This is a genomic window from Pseudomonas sp. FBF18 (assembly GCF_024261405.1).
GTDB lineage: Bacteria > Pseudomonadota > Gammaproteobacteria > Pseudomonadales > Pseudomonadaceae > Aquipseudomonas > Aquipseudomonas palmensis.
Map to the genome: position 1 here is coordinate 334,000 of NZ_QKRS01000004.1, position 19,586 is coordinate 353,585.

At 67.0% G+C, this 19,586-nt stretch carries 15 protein-coding genes; 7 read left to right on the forward strand and 8 right to left on the reverse strand.

Annotation, left to right across the window (positions count from 1 at the left end; all coding sequences use genetic code 11):
• The first annotated feature begins 91 nt into the window (after positions 1-91).
• Positions 92-2,197, forward strand: coding sequence for an elongation factor G (gene fusA / locus DN387_RS09545; protein WP_054916500.1), 2,106 nt, complete (start codon positions 92-94; stop codon positions 2,195-2,197).
• Here fusA and DN387_RS09550 read toward each other — a convergent pair whose 3' ends face one another.
• Both DN387_RS09550 and DN387_RS09555 read right to left on the reverse strand, forming a co-directional pair.
• Positions 2,198-3,664, reverse strand: coding sequence for a SulP family inorganic anion transporter (locus DN387_RS09550; RefSeq protein WP_054916501.1), 1,467 nt, complete (start codon positions 3,662-3,664; stop codon positions 2,198-2,200).
• A gap of 169 nt (positions 3,665-3,833) precedes the next feature.
• Positions 3,834-5,597, reverse strand: a complete 1,764-nt coding sequence (locus DN387_RS09555) for a S8/S53 family peptidase (RefSeq protein WP_043861107.1) — start codon at positions 5,595-5,597, stop codon at positions 3,834-3,836.
• 140 nt (positions 5,598-5,737) lie between these two features.
• On the opposite strand from DN387_RS09555, the gene DN387_RS09560 reads away from it, so the two are divergent.
• The 3 genes from DN387_RS09560 (at position 5,738) to DN387_RS09570 (ending at position 9,538) form a co-directional block, all read left to right on the forward strand.
• Positions 5,738-7,015 (forward strand): bifunctional O-acetylhomoserine aminocarboxypropyltransferase/cysteine synthase, encoded by a 1,278-nt coding sequence (locus DN387_RS09560; RefSeq protein WP_054916502.1) that lies wholly within the window; start codon positions 5,738-5,740, stop codon positions 7,013-7,015.
• Positions 7,016-7,138: 123 nt separating this feature from the next.
• A complete protein-coding gene (locus DN387_RS09565) occupies positions 7,139-9,085 on the forward strand; it encodes a DNA topoisomerase III (protein WP_054916503.1) in 1,947 nt (648 codons plus the stop codon).
• Positions 9,086-9,148: 63 nt separating this feature from the next.
• On the forward strand, positions 9,149-9,538 hold the full coding sequence (locus tag DN387_RS09570; RefSeq protein WP_054916504.1) for a VOC family protein: 390 nt from the start codon (positions 9,149-9,151) through the stop codon (positions 9,536-9,538).
• Between the two features lie 58 nt (positions 9,539-9,596).
• Here the strand turns inward: DN387_RS09570 and DN387_RS09575 are convergent, their stop codons facing one another.
• From DN387_RS09575 to DN387_RS09590, 4 genes are all read right to left on the reverse strand, one after another.
• Entirely contained in the window at positions 9,597-10,541 is a 945-nt protein-coding gene (locus tag DN387_RS09575; protein ID WP_043861111.1) for a p-hydroxyphenylacetate 3-hydroxylase reductase component, read from the reverse strand.
• Positions 10,542-10,603: 62 nt separating this feature from the next.
• Positions 10,604-11,773, reverse strand: coding sequence for a p-hydroxyphenylacetate 3-hydroxylase oxygenase component (locus DN387_RS09580; RefSeq protein ID WP_043861112.1), 1,170 nt, complete (start codon positions 11,771-11,773; stop codon positions 10,604-10,606).
• Positions 11,774-11,979: 206 nt separating this feature from the next.
• Positions 11,980-13,392, reverse strand: coding sequence for a DOPA decarboxylase (locus DN387_RS09585; protein ID WP_054916505.1), 1,413 nt, complete (start codon positions 13,390-13,392; stop codon positions 11,980-11,982).
• Between the two features lie 85 nt (positions 13,393-13,477).
• The gene (locus tag DN387_RS09590; RefSeq protein WP_054916506.1) at positions 13,478-14,422 is read right to left on the reverse strand and encodes a LysR family transcriptional regulator; all 945 of its coding nucleotides are present in this window, start codon (positions 14,420-14,422) and stop codon (positions 13,478-13,480) included.
• A gap of 144 nt (positions 14,423-14,566) precedes the next feature.
• Here DN387_RS09590 and DN387_RS09595 point away from each other — a divergent pair, with 144 nt between their 5' ends.
• On the forward strand, positions 14,567-15,430 hold the full coding sequence (locus tag DN387_RS09595; RefSeq protein WP_054916507.1) for a LysR family transcriptional regulator: 864 nt from the start codon (positions 14,567-14,569) through the stop codon (positions 15,428-15,430).
• Here DN387_RS09595 and DN387_RS09600 read toward each other — a convergent pair.
• Together DN387_RS09600 and DN387_RS09605 are read right to left on the reverse strand one after the other, a co-directional pair.
• A complete protein-coding gene (locus DN387_RS09600) occupies positions 15,371-16,567 on the reverse strand; it encodes an HPP family protein (RefSeq protein WP_043861116.1) in 1,197 nt (398 codons plus the stop codon). The two genes, DN387_RS09595 and DN387_RS09600, sit on opposite strands and share 60 nt — an antisense overlap.
• A gap of 267 nt (positions 16,568-16,834) precedes the next feature.
• A complete protein-coding gene (locus DN387_RS09605) occupies positions 16,835-17,122 on the reverse strand; it encodes a hypothetical protein (RefSeq protein ID WP_043861117.1) in 288 nt (95 codons plus the stop codon).
• Positions 17,123-17,390: 268 nt separating this feature from the next.
• On the opposite strand from DN387_RS09605, the gene DN387_RS09610 reads away from it, so the two are divergent.
• Positions 17,391-18,314, forward strand: a complete 924-nt coding sequence (locus tag DN387_RS09610; RefSeq protein WP_054916508.1) for a hypothetical protein — start codon at positions 17,391-17,393, stop codon at positions 18,312-18,314.
• Positions 18,315-18,597: 283 nt separating this feature from the next.
• Positions 18,598-19,578, forward strand: a complete 981-nt coding sequence (locus DN387_RS09615) for an aliphatic sulfonate ABC transporter substrate-binding protein (protein ID WP_054916509.1) — start codon at positions 18,598-18,600, stop codon at positions 19,576-19,578.
• The last annotated feature ends 8 nt before the right edge of the window (positions 19,579-19,586 follow it).

Below are 19,586 nucleotides of genomic sequence, written 5' to 3' on the forward strand. Positions count from 1 at the left end.
GCGCCGACCGGTAGCAGCAGCCGTGCATTCTTCTGCTTAACTGGAAGAACCCGGGCCACAGGCTGCCCGCCTTTTGCACAGGTGAACGACCATGGCGCGCACCACCCCCATCGAGCTGTACCGCAATATCGGCATTGTCGCCCACGTCGACGCGGGCAAGACCACCACCACCGAACGCATCCTGTTCTACACCGGGGTCAACCACAAGATGGGCGAAGTGCACGACGGCGCCGCGACCATGGACTGGATGGCCCAGGAACAGGAGCGCGGCATCACCATCACCTCTGCCGCCACCACCGCCTTCTGGCAGGGCTCGACCAAGCAGTTCCCCGAGAAATTCCGCTTCAACATCATCGATACCCCCGGCCACGTCGACTTCACCATCGAGGTGGAGCGCTCGCTGCGCGTGCTCGATGGCGCGGTGGTGGTGTTCAGCGGCGCCGACGGGGTCGAGCCGCAGTCCGAGACGGTGTGGCGCCAGGCCAACAAGTACCATGTGCCGCGCCTGGCCTACGTCAACAAGATGGACCGCCAGGGCGCGGACTTCCTGCGCGTGGTCAAACAGATCGACAAGCGCCTGGGCCACCACCCGGTGCCGATCCAGCTGGCCATCGGCGCCGAGGAACACTTCATCGGCCAGATCGACCTGGTGAAGATGAAGGCCATCTACTGGAACGAGGCCGACAACGGCACCAGCTACCGCGAAGAGGCGATACCGGCCGACATGCTGGAGCTGGCCACCGAGTGGCGTGCACACATGATCGAGGCCGCCGCCGAGGCCAACGACGAGTTCATGGAGCTGTACCTCAACGGCACCGAACTCGACAACGAGCAGATCAAGGCCGGGCTGCGCCAGCGCACCCTCAACAACGAGATCGTGCCGGCCATCTGCGGGTCGTCGTTCAAGAACAAGGGCGTGCCGCTGATGCTCGACGCGGTGATCGACTACCTGCCCGCCCCGTCCGAGATCCCCTCCATCAACGGCACTGACCCGGATCATGAAGACCGGCACCTGGAGCGCCATGCCGACGACAGCGAGCCGTTCTCGGCGCTGGCCTTCAAGATTGCCACCGACCCCTTTGTCGGCACCCTGACCTTCGCCCGGGTGTACTCCGGGGTACTGAACTCGGGCGATGCGGTACTCAACTCGGTCAAGGGCAAGAAGGAGCGCGTGGGCCGCATGGTGCAGATGCACGCCAACCAGCGCGCCGAGATCAAGGCGGTGTGCGCCGGCGACATTGCCGCACTGATCGGCATGAAGGACGTGACCACCGGCGACACTCTGTGCGACATCAACCAGCCGATCATCCTCGAACGCATGGACTTCCCCGACCCGGTGATCTCGGTGGCCGTGGAACCCAGGACCAAGGCCGACCAGGAGAAGATGGGCATCGCCCTGAGCAAGCTGGCCCAGGAAGACCCGTCATTTCGCGTGCGCACCGATGAAGAAACCGCGCAGACGATCATCTCCGGCATGGGCGAGTTGCACCTGGACATCATCGTCGACCGCATGCGCCGCGAATTCGGCGTCGAGGCCAATGTGGGCAAGCCGCAGGTGGCCTACCGCGAGAAAATCCGCAACACCTGCGAGATCGAAGGCAAGTTCGTGCGCCAGTCTGGCGGGCGCGGCCAGTACGGGCACTGCTGGATCCGCTTCGCCCCGGCCGAGGAAGGCAAGGAAGGCCTGGAGTTCGTCAACGAGGTGGTCGGCGGCGTGATACCGCGCGAGTACATCCCGGCGATCCAGAAAGGCATCGAGGAGCAGATGAAGAACGGCGTGCTGGCCGGCTACCCGCTGATCGGCCTGAAGGCCACGGTGTTCGACGGCTCGTACCACGACGTCGACTCCAACGAGATGGCGTTCAAGGTGGCGGCGTCGATGGCCACCAAGCAACTGGCGCAGAAAGGCGGCGCGGTGCTGCTGGAGCCGGTGATGAAGGTCGAGGTGGTGACCCCCGAGGAGTACCAGGGCGACATCCTCGGCGACCTCAGCCGGCGCCGCGGGCTGATCCAGGAAGGCGAGGACACCCCGGCCGGCAAGGTGATCCGCGCCGACGTGCCGCTGGGCGAGATGTTCGGCTATTCGACGCAGATGCGCTCGATGACCCAGGGCCGCGCCAGCTACACCATGGAGTTCACCAGGTATGCCGAGGCGCCGGCGAGCGTGGCCGATGCCATCATCAAAAAGCAGGGCTAGTCAGGCCTGTTGCTCCCCCGCGCGCCTGAGCAGTTGCTTGCAGCGCTCGGTCAGGTGCACCACGCGCAGGTGCTTGCCGGCCTTGGCATAGCGCTCGCGCAGGGTCTTGATGGCAGCGATCGCCGAGTAGTCGACCACCCGCAGGTGGGCGCAGTCCAGGGTCACCTCGGCCGGGTCGTCGGCCGGGGTGAACTGGTTCAGAAAGGTGGTGACCGACGCAAAGAACAGGGTGCCGTGCACGCGGTACAGCTTGCTGCCGTCGGCGTGCACGTCGCTGTCGGCGTACAGCTCGCGGGCCTGCTGCCAGGCAAAGTTCAGGGCGGCGATGATAATGCCGAACATCACGGCAGCCGCCAGGTCGGTGAACACCGTGACCACGGTGACCGCCACGATGGTCAGCACGTCGTTCACCGGCACCTTGTGCAGCACCCGCAGCGATGCCCAGGCGAAGGTCTGCTGCGCCACCACGAACATCACCCCCACCAGTGCCGCCAGCGGAATGCGCTCGATCAGCGGCGCGAGAAACAGCACGAACATCAGGATCATCACCCCGGCCACGACGCCCGACAGCCGACCGCGTCCGCCGGAGCCGAGGTTGATCACGGTCTGCCCGATCATCGCGCAGCCGCCCATGCCGCCGCACAGGCCCGAGACCATGTTGGCCGCGCCCAGCGCCACGCATTCGCGGTCGGGGTGGCCGCGGCTCTCGGTGATTTCGTCGGTGAGGTTGAGGGTGAGCAGGGTTTCGAGCAGGCCGACCATGGCCATCAGTACTGCATATGGCGCGATGATGCGCAGGGTGTCGAGGGTCCATGGCACCTCGGGCAGGGCCAGGCCCGGCAGGCCGCCGGCAATGTGCGCCATGTCGCCCAGGGTGCGGGTGGGCAGGTCGAACAGGTACACCAGCAGGCCCACGCCGAGAATCGCCACCAGCGCCGGCGGCACGGCGCGGGTCAGGCGTGGCAGCACGTAGACGATGGCCATGGTCAGTGCCACCAGGCCGAGCATCAGGTACAGCGCATTGCCGGCAAGCCAGGCCTGGCCGGACTTGAAGTGTTCGAGCTGGGCCAGGGCAATCACGATGGCCAGGCCGTTGACGAAGCCGAGCATCACCGGGTACGGCACCAGGCGCACCAGCTTGCCCAGGCGCAGCAGGCCGAACAGCAGCATCACCAGCCCGCCCAGCAGCACCGTGGCCAGCAGGTATTGCACGCCGTGCTGCACCACCAGCGCGACGATCACCACCGCCATCGAGCCGGCGGCGCCGGAAACCATGCCCGGGCGCCCACCGAACAGTGCGGTCAGGGTGCAGATGATGAAGGCGCCGTACAGGCCCATCAGCGGGTTCAGGTGCGCAACCAGGGCGAAGGCGATGCACTCGGGCACCAGGGCGAAGGCGGTGGTGAGGCCGGCGAGCACGTCGGCGCGCACGGGGGCGAGGCGGAAGGGTTTGCGTGTGGGCTGCATCGGGGTTCCAATCGGCAGGGCATCGCCTGCGGGGGTGACAGGGTATCGAGGGGGTGCAAAAGATTGGCTAGCTTACCTCAAACACAAACGGCGTCGCAGCCATCGCGGGGCAAGCCCGCTCCCACAGGACTGTGCAGAGCGGGCTGGAGCCGCGATGAAGGCGACACCCTCATCGCACCCGGTCGCGGCTCTGCACCGCCAGGTCCAGGGCCTTGTGCATGTCCAGCCGCGCCGAGCGGCCGACGTCCTTGTCATTGAGCTGGTAGTTGCGCTCGGACGGCAGGATCGGCGCGGTAAGGTCTTCGGCGTCCATGGGCTCGAAGTCGCCCTCGCCGCCCAGGGTCATGGCGCTGCGGCGCAGCAACAGGCGCAGTTGCTCGGGCTGCAGGCGCGGGTTGATCGAGAGCATGGCCGCCACCACCCCGGCCACCATCGGCGTGGCATAGGAGGTACCGCAGTGCACCTCGCCGCGCTGGTCGGCCTGCGCAGTGGACGCCTGCACGCAGGCGGCGGCGGTGATGTCCACGCGCGCATCGATGTTGGAGGCGGCGCGCTTGACCACATAGGCCGGATCATCCACCGCCACCGGGCGCTCGCTGCGCTGGTGCCCGCCCACCACCAGCAACTGCTCGGTGACGAATGAGGACGGCAGGCGGTACTCGTCGGTACCCGAGTACGACGCGCCATTGCCCGCCGAGTTGATCACCACCACGTCCGGGTGCTCCTTGCGCAGCCACAGGAAGAACTCCTCCAGCAGCTCTTCATAGCCGCTCATGGCCAGGCCCGAGCGCACCAGCGAGTCGACCTCGTCGCCCTCGACGTTCTTCGCCCCCACCCGGTGGATGCCCCAGCTCCAGTTCAGCACCCGCACGCCATCCTCCACCAGGTTGACCGAGGCGGCGATGTTGGCGGTGATGCCGGCGTCGGAATTGCGCTCCACGATCACCTCGAAGCCGGGGCTGGCCGGGTCGAGCCCGCGCAGAAAACCGGTATTGCCGCCCTGCTCCCAGCGCGCGGCGAGCACCCCGGCCACCGTGCTGCCATGCCCGTCGGGCTTGTCGGCGTCACGCGCGTACAGGCAGGTGCGTGGTCGCTCGCCGCGGCACGGGCCCAGGTAATCGGCGAAATCGGGGGCGTCGAAATCCACGTCGCGCTCGATCACGCCGATGCGAACCGGGCTGACCGGTACCGCCGCATCGCGGGCAGGGATGCGCCGCTGGTAGAAGTTGACCGCGTCCATGAAACGGTTGGCGGCCCACTCCTCGCCGCCGGGCCGGGCCTGCGCATCTGCGGGTTCGCGCTCCTCGCCCTTTTCCGGCGCGGACTCCTCGATCACCACGGCGTCCACGCTGACCTCGCTGCCCAGGCGCAGCACCATGGCATCGCGCTGCACCAGGTCACTGACCGGCAGGCGCAGCTGGTAGACGTTCAGCGGCGCGATCGCCCCCACCACTTTGGCGCCGTACTTGTCGGCCAGGCGCCGGGCCTCCTGCAGACCGTCGTGGCGCTCTTCGATCAGCAGGCTGACCAGGTCGACATAGGTGGTCAGGCCGTCCATGTTCTTCGCCACCTCGCCCGGCCCGGCGGGCACCACATGGCTGGCCTTGAGCGACAGCCACACCGGGTTGCTGGCCTGGCCGCCCGCGTCCTGCAGCCACAACGGGCCGCTGTCCAACCGCGCCGTATCGAGGTTCAGCCGCAGCGTATCGCCATCGCGGGTGACACGGGCGGCGGGCAGCACGTGCCCGTCCAGATGCACCCCGGGCGTGCCCTGCGCCAGGCCGCGGGTGCTCACGCACCACTGCTGCTGAACCGCGCTCAGCACATCGCCACAGCGCTGCAGGCCGGTGATGCGCAAGGGCTCGGCGGCGATGGCCAGGGTGCTGGCCAGGGCCAGCAGGGCGAAACCGGGTGCAATCAGGTGGGGCAGCATGGGCGACTCCGTTGCAGGGTGGCAGGCAATGACCATCCGACCGGCTGGCGCAGGTCATCGTTCAGCGGGGCAAGGCTTGACCCCGCGTTTGCGCCCCGCGCATGCTTCGGCCTCCACGACTTTCAAGGAACGACTGCATCATGAAGCTGGAAACCTTGGCGATCCATGCGGGCTTCAGCCCCGATCCGACCACCAAAGCGGTTGCGGTGCCGATCTACCAGACCACCTCGTTCGCCTTCGATGACACCCAGCATGGTGCCGACCTGTTCGACCTCAAGGTGGCCGGCAACATCTACAGCCGCATCATGAACCCCACCAACGATGTGCTGGAACAGCGCATGGCCGCGCTGGAAGGCGGCGTGGGCGCACTGGCGGTGGCCTCGGGCATGGCGGCGATCACCTACGCCATCCAGACCGTGGCAGAGGCCGGCGACAACATCGTCTCGGTGGCCAAGCTGTATGGCGGCACCTACAACCTGCTGGCCCATACCCTGCCGCGCTTCGGCATCCAGACCCGCTTCGCCGCCCATGACGACATCGCCGCCCTCGAGGCGCTGATCGACGACAAGACCAAGGCGGTGTTCTGCGAGTCGATCGGCAACCCGGCCGGCAACATCGTCGACCTGCGCGCGCTGGCCGATGCCGCGCACCGCCATGGCGTGCCGCTGATCGTCGACAACACCGTGGCCACGCCGATCCTGTGCCGCCCGTTCGAGCACGGCGCCGACGTGGTGGTGCACTCGCTGACCAAGTACATCGGCGGCCACGGCACCAGCATCGGCGGCATCGTGATCGACTCGGGCAACTTCCCGTGGGCCGACCACAAGCAGCGCTTCGCCCTGCTCAACACCCCCGACCCGTCCTACCACGGCGTGACCTACACCGAGGCCTTCGGCCCGGCGGCGTTCATCGGGCGCTGCCGCGTGGTGCCGCTGCGCAACACCGGCGCGGCGCTGTCGCCGTTCAACGCCTTCCTGATCCTGCAGGGGCTGGAGACCCTGGCCCTGCGCATGGAGCGTCACACCGAGAACGCCCTGAAGGTGGCCCACTACCTGCAGGGTCACGAGCAGGTGGCGTGGGTCAAGTACGCCGGCCTGCCGGACCACCCCGAGCACGCGCTGGCGCTGCGCTACACCGAGGGCAAGCCGGCGTCGATCCTGTCGTTCGGGATCAAGGGCGGCCAGGAGGCCGGTGCACGCTTCATCGACGCACTCAAGCTGGTGGTGCGCCTGGTGAACATCGGCGATGCCAAGTCGCTGGCCTGCCACCCGGCCTCCACCACCCATCGCCAGTTGAACGACGAAGAGCTGGAAAAGGCCGGCGTGCCGCGTGACATGGTGCGCCTGTCGATCGGCATCGAACACAGCGACGACATCCTGGCCGACCTGGCCCAGGCACTGGAAGCGTCGCGCGGCTGAGGCATCGGCGGGCAGGCAAGCGCTACACATTCATCTGTATATCCATACAGATAAACCTTGCCTGCATCGCCAATCCTGCGCATTCTAGGGCCCATCACAGCCCGACCAAGAGCTCACTCGGCCATGCGCCTGTACCTCTGCGAAAAACCCTCCCAGGCCAAGGACATCGCCAAGGTCCTTGGCGCCAGCCGCCGCGGCGACGGTTGCTGGGTCGGCACGGGCGTCACGGTGACCTGGTGCATCGGCCACCTGCTCGAAACCGCCCCGCCCGACGCCTACGATGCCCGCTACAAGCGCTGGTCGCTGGCCGACCTGCCGATCATCCCGGCGCAATGGAAAATGCTGGTAAAACCCAGGACGGCCGCCCAGTTCAAGGCGGTCAAGCGCCTGCTCGGCGAGGCGGCCGAACTGGTGATTGCCACCGACGCCGACCGCGAGGGCGAAATGATCGCCCGCGAGCTGGTGGAGCACTGCCGCTATCGCGGGCCGATCCAGCGCCTGTGGCTGTCGGCGCTGGACGACGCCTCGATCCGCAAGGCCCTGGCCGCCCTCAGGCCCGGCGCCGCCACCTTCAACCTGTACCACTCGGCCCTGGGCCGCTCGCGTGCCGACTGGCTGATCGGCATGAACATGAGCCGGCTGTTCACCCTGCTCGGCCGCCAGTCCGGCTATCAGGGCGTGTTGCCGGTGGGCCGGGTGCAAACCCCGACACTGCGCCTGGTGGTGGACCGCGACCGCAGCATCGCCGATTTCGTGCCGGTGCCGTTCTGGGCCATCGATGTGCAGTTGCGCAGCGCCGGCGAGGTGTTCAATGCCCAGTGGCGTGCGCCCGACGAGCTGTGCGACGACCAGGGCCGCTGCCTGAACCAGGCGTTCGCGCAGCAGGCGGCTGCGGCCATCCAGGCGGCGCCCACGGCGCGCCTTTTGACGCTGACCACCGAGCGCGTGCGCGAGGCAGCGCCGCTGCCCTTCGACCTGGGCACCCTGCAGGAGCTGTGCTCGAAGAAATTCGGCCTGGGCGCACAGGAAACCCTCGACATCGCCCAGGCGCTGTACGAAACCCACAAGGTCATCACCTACCCGCGCAGCGACTGTGGCTACCTGCCCCTGAGCCAGCACGCCGAGGCGCCGGCGATTCTTGCCGCGCTGGGGCGCGCCGACCCGAGCCTGGCGCCCTTGCAGCCGCACCTGCAGGCGCAACGCCGCTCACGCGCGTGGAACGACGCCAAGGTCAGCGCCCACCACGGCATCATCCCCACCGCCGCCGCGCTCGACCCGGCGCGCCTGCCGCCCAAGCACAAGTCGGTGTACGTGCTGATTCGGGCACGTTACCTGGCGCAGTTTCTGCCCAACCATGAATACGACCGCACCCAGGCCGACTTCGATTGCGCCGGGCAGGCGCTGCGTGCGGTGGGCAAGCAGATCGTCGAGCCGGGCTGGCGGCGCGCGCTGCCCGAAGCCCTGACCCCGCCCAAGGGCCGCGAGGCGCCGGTGGCGCAAGTGCTGCCGGCATTGCACGAGGGTCAGATGTGCGAGGTGGCCGGGGTCAACCTCAAGGACCTGTGGACCCAACCGCCCAAGCCCTTCACCGAAGGCGACCTGATCAAGGCGATGAAGAACGTCGCCAAGCTGGTGGACGACCCGCGCCTTAAACAGAAGCTCAAGGACACTACCGGCATCGGCACCGAAGCGACCCGCGCCGGGATCATCCAGGGCCTGCTCGACCGGGGCTACCTGGTCAAGCAGGGCAAGGCGCTGTCGGCCACGCCGGCGGCATTCAGCCTGATCGACGCGGTGCCAAGGGCGATTGCCGACCCTGGCACCACGGCGATCTGGGAGCAGGCGCTGGACATGGTGCAGAGCGGCGAAATGAGCCTGGAAGCGTTCGTGGCCAAGCAGTCGGCGTGGATGAGCAAGCAGGTGGAGCGCTGCTCGGGCATGAGCCTGCGCATTTCAGGGCCGCCGGTGCCGGCCGGGCGCGGCGGCGCGCCGTGGAAGAAGAAGCGCAAGAGCAGCGCCACGGCCGGCAAGCGACCCCGTGCCACCAAAGCGAAAAAAACCGGGGCTTAGGCCCGTGCCGGCTGCTTCGCCGGCAAGGCCGGCCCCTACAGAAACCACCGACAAGGAATGTGTATGAAACTGGGCTACACCATCGTTTATGTACCCGATGTCGAGGCATCGTTGAGCTTCTTCGAGAATGCCTTCGGCCTGAAGCGTCGTTTTCTGCATGAGTCCGGCGATTACGGCGAGCTGGACACCGGGCCAACCACCCTGGCCTTCGCGTCGCTGGAACTGGGCGAGTCGAATTTCCCGGAAGGTTTCGTTGCCGCCAGCAACAGCCACAAGCCCCTGGGCATGGAGATCGCGCTGGTGACCGAGAAGGTCGCGGCGGCCCACGCCAATGCCCTGGTCAACGGCGCCGAGGAAATCAGGGCGCCGCAGAGCAAGCCCTGGGGCCAGACGGTTTCCTACTTGCGCTGCCCGGCCGGGGTGCTGGTGGAGCTGTGCTCGCCGATGGGTTGAAAGCGCTTGGCCAGCAAGGCTGGCGCCTACAGGGGCCGTCCTTGGCAAAGCCTTTGGCTCACGCGCGAATCACCGCCTTGAGCACCGTCTTGAACGTCTCGATCTGCTCGTCGCTGAACGCGGCAAACACCGTGTCCTGCTGCTCGCGCGCAATCGTCCACAGGGCCTCGGTCTGGTCGATGCCGGCCACGCTCAGGCGCACATGCCCGGCCGCCTCGCTGTCGCACACCAGCCCCTTGCGCTTGAGGTTGGCCACCGCCTCGTCGATCTCTCGCGCCGGCATCGCCACCTCGCGCTGCAGGTCGGCCAGGTTCAACCCCGCATCGTTCTCCAGCACCATCAGCATGCGCGCCTCGCTGGTGCGCAAGCCACTGGACAGCTGGCGCGGCTGGTAACTGGCTTGGTAGGCACGCAGCGCCTGGGTCATCAGGTAGTACAGGTTGTGGCTCAGGCGCCCCTGAAAATGGCTGCTGGGGGCCTGACCCTCTTCGCGTCGGGTCATGCGGGTGTGCGGCAGCACCATCGAGTACGCACCCTGGTGGTAGAGCAACGGCGAACGCCCGCCATCGTCGAACGCTACCACTTTGCCCAGCATGATCCAGTGGTCACCGCCGTCGAGCAGCTGATGGCGTTCGCACTGGAAGCACGCGGCGCAATCGGCCAGCAGCGGTGCGCCCCCCTCGCCCGCCCGGTGCTCGATGCCGGCAAAGCGGTCCTCCCGTGGCTTGGCGAAGTTGTTCGACAGCTCGATCTGGTCGGCGGCCAGGATGTTCACCGCAAAGTGGCTGGCGGCCTCGAACACCGCGAGGCTGCTGGAGCGCTTGTCCAGGCTCCAGAGAATCAGCGGCGGGTCCAGCGAGACCGAATTGAAGCTGTTGGCCGTGACCCCGACCTTGTTGCCCGCGGCATCGGCGGCGGTGACCACGGTGACGCCGGTGGCGAAGTTGCCCAGGGCGCGGCGGAACGCGCGGCTGTCGAAGGCCACGGCAGGTTCAGTAGACATGCAAGACTCCCCGGCTGCCGCCAGGGCAGCCGTACGTTGTTGTTATGGGCAGGGCGCGGTGTTCACACCATGCTCGGGTCGGGCTCCAGGCCCATCAGCTCGCGACCGAGGATCTGCGCGCAGACGTCGTAGTCGGTGTAGGCATGGGCGCCGGTCATGTGCGAGTCGCGCCACAGGCGCTGCATCTCGTTGGCCTCGAACCAGGCGGTGCCACCCGCGGCTTCGAACAGGCGATCCACGGCCTGGATGCACATCTTCACCGCGTAGCCCTGGTTGGTGCGCCAGAACGCCAGGGTCTCGCGGCTGGGGTACTGGTGGCGGGCGCTGTGGTCGGCGTGCTCCTGCCAGGTTTTTTCGAGAAAGGCCCGCGCAGCGGCCACCTGGTGGGTGGACTCGGCCAGGCGCATCAATGCGGGGGTGGCTGCGCCAACCGCAGCGCCGGTGTAGGCGCGCACGCGGTTGGCGGTCTTCTCGCGGAAGGCCTGGAGCATGCGCTCGGCCACCCCCAGGCTGACCGTGGAAAAGCCACTGGCGAAGTACGGCCGGTACGGCGAATAGAACACCTTGCTGTCCGGGTACAGGCCGAAGCCGGCGGACTTGCCTTCCATCATGTCCTTGGCTTTCTGGATGCGGTACTCGGGCACGAAGGCCTTGTCGATGAGCAGGGTCTTGGTGCCGCTGCCCTTCATGCCCGCAGCGTGCCAGTCGTCGCGGATCACGTAGTCGCTGCGCGGCAGCACGGCGAAGCAGTAGTCCTGGGTGCCTTCGGCGTTGGCGCGGCGACAGCCGACGATGGCCCATTCGGCATGGTCGCTGCCACTGCTCCAGCCCATCTCGCCGCTGAACAGCAGGCCGCCCTCGACCTCCTCGATACGCCCGAACGGCGCGATGCTGCTGCTGGCAGTGGCGTCGCGGTCGGTGCCCCAGATCTCTTCCTGCAACCGGGCCGGGAACATCGCCAGCTGGTGGCTGTGGGTGCACAGCAGGCTCATGGCCCAGGCGGTACTGGCACAGGCACCGGCCAGCGCGGCGATGCAGTCGGCGAATTCAGGCAGGGAAATTTCCAGGCCGCCATACAGCTTGGGCTGGAAAGCGCGGTGCAGGCCGATGCCCTTGAGCAGCGCGATGTTTTCGGCGGGTACCTGGCGATCCTGCTCGGCACGGGCGGCGTTGGCAGCGATGGTCGGCAACAGTGGCTTGAGGTCTTCAAGCAGCGGGTTTGGCTTTTTCATGGAGGGCCCTGCTTATTATTGGATGTCCGGGCCGGGCTGCGAGGTGGGCAGCTGGCGGCGGATGCAGGGCCAGTATGGGATGGGTGTGACGGGGGGAAAATGCACCTTCCAGAGGCAAGATTGTACTTTTCATGGGCCTCTTCGCCGGCAAGGCCGGCGCCTGCTATCGGTAGGAGTCGGCCTTGCCGGCGAAGGGGCCGCAGCGATCAGCCCTTGACCACCTGCTGCAACCCCTCCCACAGCCTTGCCACATGCTCGCGCTCGGTGGGCAACGCGCCCACCGACACCCGCACCATCCACTGCCCGTTCAACGTCGCCGGGGTCACATACGCCGCGCCCGAGGCATTGAGCCGGTCGGCCCAGGCGCGGGTGTGGCGGTCCAGTGCCTCGCCTTCCAGCCCGCCAGGCTGGTGACGAATGCACAGGGTCTGCAACTGCACCGGCGCCAGCACCTCCCAGCCCGGCGCCGCACCTACCTGCTGTTCAAGCCAGCGAGCATTGCCCAAGTCGCGGCGCAGGCGTTGCTGCAAGCCTTCCACGCCTTCGCTGCGCAACATGAACCACAGCTTCAACGCACGGAACCTGCGCCCCAGCGGGATGCCCCAGTCGCGCAGGTTCTTCACTTCGCCATCGACCGCCGACTGCAGGTAGCTGGGGTTGGTGCTCATCACACGGATCAGGTGCTGCGGGTCACGCACGAAATACAGCGAGCAGTCGAACGCCACCCCCAGCCATTTGTGCGCATTGACCACGATGGAGTCGGCCTGCTCGATGCCGGTCCACATCCAGCGGCATTCGGGCAGGATCATCGCCGAACCGGCCATGGCCGAGTCCACATGCAGCCACAGGCCATGGGCGCGAGCGATGCGGCCGATCGGTTCGAGCGGGTCGAGGGCGGTGGTGGCCGTGGTGCCGGTGGTGGCGACCACCGCGCATGGTTGCAGCCCTGCGGCAAGGTCCTGCTCGATGGCCGCTGCCAGCGCTTCAGGGCGCATGGCGAAGGCTTCGTCGACTTCGATGTAGCGGATGTTGTGCTTGCCGAAGCCGGCCAGCAGCGCGGCCTTGTCTACCGAGCTGTGGGCCTGGGCGCTGGTGTAGATCATCAGCGGCCGGGCCTGCGCTTGCAGGCCACCCTTGACCAGCGCGTAGTCGCTGGCGCGCTCGCGGGCGCAGATCAGCGCCACCAGCGTGCTGCTGGAGGCGGTGTCCTGGATCACCCCACTCCAGGCACCGGACAGGCCGATCATCTGGCGCAGCCAGTCGACCGTGGTCTCCTCCAGCTCGCTCAGCGCCGGGCTCGACTGCCACGACAGGCCGAGCACGCCCAGGCCGGTGCTGAGAAAGTCGCCCAGCACCGAAGACAGCGTGCCGTTGGAGGGGAAGTAGCCGAAGAAGTCCGGGTGCTGCCAGTGCGACAGGCCGGGCATCACCAGCTGGTCCACGTCGGCGAGGATCTGCTCGAAGGGTTCGCCCTGCTGCGGCGCGGCCTGGGGCAAGGCATTCTTCAGGTAGCCCGGCTCGACCTGGGCCATGACCGGCAGGCTGGCGACATTGGCACGGTAATCGGCGATGCGGTCGATCAGTTGGTGACCTTGCTGGCGAAATTCTTCTGGGCTCACGCGCTGGCTCCTGTGGGGGTGATTGCAGTGCCAGCGAGTCTAGGCGCTGGCTGGCCGCTGAAACACGCCGCGCCGCGCATAGCTGCTATGGCGAATCCACATAGCTGCCGGTGACGCCGAACTGCGACTGCTGCCACAGCTCGAACACCTGCGCACGAAACCAGCGGTGCTCGGCCGAAGCCTGCAGGCGCTGGTGCCACACCACCCAGTAGCGCTGGGTGTGTTCGACGAACGCCAGCGGGCACCACACCACCGGGTGCAGGCGGCTGAGCTGGCGGGCGATGTGTTCGGGCACAGTGACCAGTGTCTGGCTGGCGCACACCACCTGCACCGCCGCCGAGAAGAACGGCACCTGCAGGGTGATGTGCCGGGCAAGGCCCTGGCCGCGCAGGTGGCGGTCGATGAAGCTGTCCTTGTCGCCGCCGCCACAGATGCGCACGTGCCCCCAGGCCAGGTAGTCATCCTGGCTCAGCTCGGCGTGCCGGGCCAGCGGGTGTTCGCGGTGCATCAGGCACACCGCGCGATCCTCGCCGAGCATGCGCCCGTGCAGGTTGGCCGGGGCGCTGTCGAACAGCGTGGTGGCCAGGTCGATTTCACCGCTGGCCAGGCGTTCGAACTGGTCCGGCGACCAGCTGCGGTAGTCGATCGACACCCCCGGCGCCTGCTCGGCCAGGCGGCTGACCAGCAACGGCAGCATGTGTTCGGCGATGTAGTCGGAGGCGGCCAGGCAGAATCGTCGCTCGCAGCGCTGCGGGCTGAAGGCCTCGGGTTGGCGCAGGGCGTCGAGCTCGCCCAGTACCTGGCGCAGGGGCAGCACCAGCGCCTGGGCCCGTTCGCTGAGTACATAGCCGCGGCCCTGGCGAACCAGCAGCGGGTCGTCGAAGGCTTCGCGCATGTGCGCCAGCTGGCGGCTGAGCACTGACTGGCTGCTGCCCAGGCGCTCGGCGGCATGGCTGAGGTTCTTGAGCTGCAACAGTGTGTCGAGGGTACGCAGGTGCGCAAGGCTCAACGAGGCGAAGGTGGGGTTCAAGGCGCGCTCCGGCGGTGTAGTCGCCCTAGGCTAAGGGGTTTTGTGCCTGACGCAAAATCCGTTGCGTGGCCTTCGCCGGCAAGGCCGGCTCCTACAAGGGCACTGAAAGCTCTAGACTGTGCACTGGTAGAACACGAGGCCCCCATGGATATCGACCTGGCGCGTACCTTCATCGAAATCGTGCGCAGCGGCAGCCTGGTGGCCGCCGCAGAGCACCTGCACGTGACCCAGACCGCGATCAGCGCGCGGGTGCAGAAGCTCGAGCAGTTGCTCGGCTGCCAATTGTTCGTGCGCAGCCGCAACGGCGCCAGCCTGACCGCCGACGGCAAGGGCTTCGTGGCCTACGCCAACCAGCTGGTGCACACCTGGGAGGCGGCGCGGCGCGACCTGCCGTTGCCCGCCGGCGGCTACCAGGTGCTGCACATCGGCGGCGAGGTCAGCCTGTGCAACCCGCTGCTGCTGGACTGGGTTCGCGTACTGCATCAGGAGGTGCCCAGCCATGCCATCCGCAGCGAGGTGGGCGACAGCGACACGCTGCTGCGCAAACTGGACATGGGCCTGCTGGATGCCGCGCTGGTGTACCAGCCGGGGTACGGCCCGGGGGTGCAGGTGGAGCAATTGCTGGAAGAGAAGCTGGTGTGCGTACGCCGTGCCGGCCAGCCCGAGCCGTATATCTACATCGACTGGGGCGAGGCGTTCCGCCGCCAGCATGACGCGGCGCTGCCCGAGCACGCACGCCCTGCCTTGAGCTTCAACCTCGGCCCGATGGCCTTGCAGTACATCCTCGAACACGGCGGCAGCGGCTACTTTCGCGCCCGCGTGGTGCAGAGCTACCTGGACTGCGGCGTGCTCGAACGGGTATTGCAGGCGCCGGAGTTCACCTACCCGACCTACCTGGTGTACGCCCGCGAGCGCGACTCGGCAGCGCTGCAACAGGCGTTTGGCCTGTTACGCGGCGTGGTCGCGGGGGACAGTGACTGGTCCCAGCGCTGGGACCCGCTGATCTAGACCGGCCTGCTCGCGCTGCAGCAGTTGCTGGTGCAGCGCGCCGATCAGGTCGGTCTGGGTGACCACCCCGACCAGTTGCCCGGCTTCGAGCACCGGCAGGCAATGCAGGCCCTGGTCGCACAGCAGCGGGATCAGGGCCACCGCCGGTTCGTCGCTGTTCACGCTGCGTACCGGTTTGGTCATGACCTGTTCCAGGCGCACCGGGCGACGCCGGCCGAACAGCGCGCGCCAGCTGAAACGGCGTGCGGCCATTGCCGAATCGAGCAGGTCGCCGACGCTGACGATACCCACCAGCTGGCGCGCCTCGTCGAGCACGGGGAGGATCTTCAGGCGATGCTCGCCCAGCATCTTGAAGGCTTGCTCAAGCGTGGTGTCCGGGCTGGCGGACTGCACGTCGCGCGACATCACCCGGGCAGCCGTCATGCCGCCCAGGCTGCGCTGCAAGGCATGGCGCTCGGTGGCCAGGATGATGCGCTCCAGATCATCACGGGTCACGTCGACGAACTCGCCCAGTTCATTCAATGCGCGGTCCAGGTCGCCGGCACTCACCCCTACCCGCTCGCTCACGGGCGCATCCTGGGTACGGTGCAGGTCGGGCCGCGGGGCGACGATCTTGGGGTAGCGCACGCCGGTCAGGCGGTTGTACACCACTGCCACCAGCAGCAGGCACAGGGCATTGAGCAGCACCGGCTCGACCACCTGGGCGCCCAGGCTCGCCAGCGACGGGTCGGCCATCGCCAGGCTGACCGCCAGTGCCGCGCCCGGCGGGTGCAGGCAGCGCAGCAGGCACATCAGCAGCACCACCAGCACCAGCGCCATGCACACCACCACCAGGCTCGCGCCCAGCCAGTGGTGCAGCACCAGGCCCACCAGCATCGCGCAGCTGTAGCTGCCCAGCAGCGGCCAGGGCTGCGACAGTGCGCCCGAGGACACCCCGAACAGCAGCACCGCCGACGCAGCCAGCGGGGCCATCAGGTGCAGGGTGACGGCGTTGCCGAACAGCACGCTGCACAGCCCGCCGGCCACCAGCAGGCCGAGCACGGCGCCAAGGCCGGCCCGCAGCCACTCTTTGGGCGGGATATGCAACGCGGCGGGGATGAAGCGATCGAGCCAGTTGTTCAGACGGCGGGTGGACATGCGACGACCTGGTACCTGTTGAAATAAAAGAAGCCCGCCCAAGACGAGGGGGCTTTGTATCGCGAGGGGGCAATACGCAAAGGGCTCCGTCCCTGGAGATGGAAATCCGGGGGTTCGGATGCGCGCAGTCTGAACAAAAGCGGGGATGGGCTCCAACGCAAAAAAATGCAGCTTGAGTGCAATTATTTTGCTGGATGAGCCGGCGGGAGGGTTCTGGCAGGAGCGCAAGGCTGCGCTCCTGCCGCTGACCGGGCCTGAACGGCCGAATCAGCCAAGCAGTGCCGGGTCGATGCCATCGCAGTCGAAGGCGATGTAGCCACCCACTTCATCGGCCCTGCCATCGGTGATCTCGCCGTGATAGGACAGGCCGTTGCTCAGGGTGACGCAGATGTGGGTGGGGTCCTGCGGGGCGTCCAGCTTGCCGTTGAACTCGACCGTGAAGCGGGTTTCGCCATCGACCTTCAACCCGATCAACACATTGGCATTGTCCACGGCCTCGGTCTCCTTGCCTGCGTATTCGGCGCTGACGGTCACGGTGGCGGTGTCTTGATACATGCTAGAGCTCCAACGGCAGGAATGCGTGACGCCCACTGGCGCCAACCGGCGGCTAGGGTAAGCCACCAGGCGGGGTGTGGGGAATCCCCGTCGGGCGCAAGGTTGCAATTTGCATGAGGCAAAACGGGCACTCATGCAGGCTGCATGGCCTTAGGACGGTTCGGTTTTACAACTGATTGATTTTGAAAGGATAAATATTTCGTAGCATTTGGCACAGCAACTGCTCTACAGGAGGGGGAAGACCCATTTCATGACTGGAGCACCAACAATGATTACAAGTGCCGATACCTACGCCGTCCCCGCGGGGGACACCTCCAGCCACTCAGGGGTGTCCTGGGCGGCCATCTTCGCCGGTGCCACCGGTGCCGCCGCACTGTCGCTGATCCTTATCGTGCTGGGCTTCGGCCTGGGGTTCTCGGCTGTCTCGCCGTGGCCGGGTGATGGCGCCACGGCCAAGCAACTGGGTATTTCGAGCATCGTGTGGCTGGCGCTGACGCAGATCATTGCCTCGGGCCTGGGCGGCTACATCGCCGGGCGGCTGCGGGTCAAATGGGCCAACCTGCATGGCGATGAAGTGTATTTCCGCGATACCGCCCACGGTTTCCTGGCCTGGGCCTTCGCCACGCTGGTAACTGCGGTGCTGGTGGTGGGTTCGGTGAGCTCGGTGGTGAGCGGCGGCGTCCAGGCCGGCGCGATCGCGGCCTCTGGCGTGGCTGCAGCCGGTGCCGGCGCGGCTGCCAACAGCAGCAAGGCGAGCAATGACGATTCGGCCTACTTCATCGACATGCTGTTCCGTGACGAACGCCCGGTGGCGGTCACCGATGACGCGGCCCACGGCATTGCCGCGCGCATCTTCGTGCGTGGCCTGGCCGACGGCCAGCTGAACGCCGAAGACCGTACCTACCTGGCCAACGTGATTGCCCAGCGCACCCAAATCAGCCAGGCAGAAGCCGAACAGCGCATCGACACCGTGTTCGCCGAAGCCCGCCAGGCCATCGAAGAGGCCAAGCAACTGGCCGACGCCGCACGCAAGGCCGCTGCCGCCTCTGCGCTGTGGATGTTCGTGGCCCTGCTGTGCGGCGCGTTCTTCGCCAGCCTGTTCGCCATCTGGGGTGGCCGTCGCCGTGATGCCGCCGTGTTCCTGACGGCCGACCCGGTGCGCGTCGACCCCACCACTGCCCGTACCCTCTGACAGGAGATTCACCATGCGCTCGATACTGCTGTTCTTCCTCGGTGTGCCTATCCCGATCATCATTCTGATCGCCTTGTTCATGCATTGATGCACACACAAAGCCCCCGACCCGTCGGGGGCTTTTTTGTGGGCGACTGGCACGGCCGATAAATTCAAAAAGGATATAAAAATAACTATTTGTTCTAACTAAAAGTAATAAAAAAATTGCACTCCGCGGGCGTCAGCCTTTACTTTCAGGCCCTACCAGAAAACACCTGACGAACCCGCCTGCGGAGCCCTCACCATGTCCAGCAAACCTCCTTCGACCCTGCGCCGCCTGCTGCTTGGCGGTGCCTTTGCCGCGCTCGCCAGCCTGGTACTGCCTGGCCCGGCCGCCTACGCCGAGCCAACCAAGAACCTGCGTATCGGCTACCAGAAGTTCAACAGCGTCAACATTCTCAAGGGCTCCGGCGCCCTGGAAAAAGCCCTGGCGCCGCAAGGCATCAAGGTCAGCTGGTACGAGTTCGCCGCCGGCCCGCAGTTGCTCGAGGCCCTGAGCACCGGCGCCATCGACCTGGGGCACGCCGCCGATGCGCCGTCGGTGTTCGCCCAGGCGTCGGGCAAGTCGGTGGTGTACCTGGCCGCCGAACAGCCCTACCCGCGCGGCATCGGCATTGTGGTGCGCGAGCAGGACAAGGTCGCCGATATCGCCGCCCTCAAGGGCCAGCGCGTGGCCACCGGTCGCGGCTGGAATGCCCAGTATCTGCTGGCCGTGGCCCTGCAGGACACCGGCCTGAGCTACAAGGACATCGACCCGGCCTACGTCAACAACGCCGCCGATGCCGTGGCCGCCCTGCAATCGGGCAGCGTCAAGGCCGTGACCCTGTGGGACCCCTTCCTCGCCGCAGCGGAAAAACAACCCGGCCTCAAGACCCTGCGCGACGGCACCGGGCTGACCAACAACCGCACCTTCTACCTGTCTTCGCCAGCCTTTGCCGACGAGAACCGTGGTGTGCTCAAGACCTTCTTCACCGAGCTGGGCAAGGTCAGCAACTGGGCCAACGCAAAACCCAAGGAAGTGGCGGCCCTGCTGGCTCCGCAACTGGGTATCGGCGCCGACGTGCTGGAAGTGGCCAGCGAGCGTCGCAACTACAACGCGGTGGCCATCACCCCCGAGATCACGGCCGAACAGCAGAAGCTGGCGGACACCTTCCAGGGCCTGGGCCTGATTCCCAAGCCGCTCAAGGTCGCCGACGCCGTGTACCCCGTCTCCGTACTGCCTTGACCGCGAGC

Excerpts from the sequence above, each read along its gene's own strand:
- fusA (WP_054916500.1), top strand. The coding sequence starts at position 92 with ATGGCGCGCACCACCCCCATCGAGCTGTACCGCAATATCGGCATTGTC.
- DN387_RS09550 (WP_054916501.1), bottom strand. The coding sequence starts at position 3,664 with ATGCAGCCCACACGCAAACCCTTCCGCCTCGCCCCCGTGCGCGCCGAC.
- DN387_RS09555 (WP_043861107.1), bottom strand. The coding sequence starts at position 5,597 with ATGCTGCCCCACCTGATTGCACCCGGTTTCGCCCTGCTGGCCCTGGCC.
- DN387_RS09560 (WP_054916502.1), top strand. The coding sequence starts at position 5,738 with ATGAAGCTGGAAACCTTGGCGATCCATGCGGGCTTCAGCCCCGATCCG.
- DN387_RS09565 (WP_054916503.1), top strand. The coding sequence starts at position 7,139 with ATGCGCCTGTACCTCTGCGAAAAACCCTCCCAGGCCAAGGACATCGCC.
- DN387_RS09570 (WP_054916504.1), top strand. The coding sequence starts at position 9,149 with ATGAAACTGGGCTACACCATCGTTTATGTACCCGATGTCGAGGCATCG.
- DN387_RS09575 (WP_043861111.1), bottom strand. The coding sequence starts at position 10,541 with ATGTCTACTGAACCTGCCGTGGCCTTCGACAGCCGCGCGTTCCGCCGC.
- DN387_RS09580 (WP_043861112.1), bottom strand. The coding sequence starts at position 11,773 with ATGAAAAAGCCAAACCCGCTGCTTGAAGACCTCAAGCCACTGTTGCCG.
- DN387_RS09595 (WP_054916507.1), top strand. The coding sequence starts at position 14,567 with ATGGATATCGACCTGGCGCGTACCTTCATCGAAATCGTGCGCAGCGGC.
- DN387_RS09600 (WP_043861116.1), bottom strand. The coding sequence starts at position 16,567 with ATGTCCACCCGCCGTCTGAACAACTGGCTCGATCGCTTCATCCCCGCC.
- DN387_RS09605 (WP_043861117.1), bottom strand. The coding sequence starts at position 17,122 with ATGTATCAAGACACCGCCACCGTGACCGTCAGCGCCGAATACGCAGGC.
- DN387_RS09610 (WP_054916508.1), top strand. The coding sequence starts at position 17,391 with ATGATTACAAGTGCCGATACCTACGCCGTCCCCGCGGGGGACACCTCC.
- DN387_RS09615 (WP_054916509.1), top strand. The coding sequence starts at position 18,598 with ATGTCCAGCAAACCTCCTTCGACCCTGCGCCGCCTGCTGCTTGGCGGT.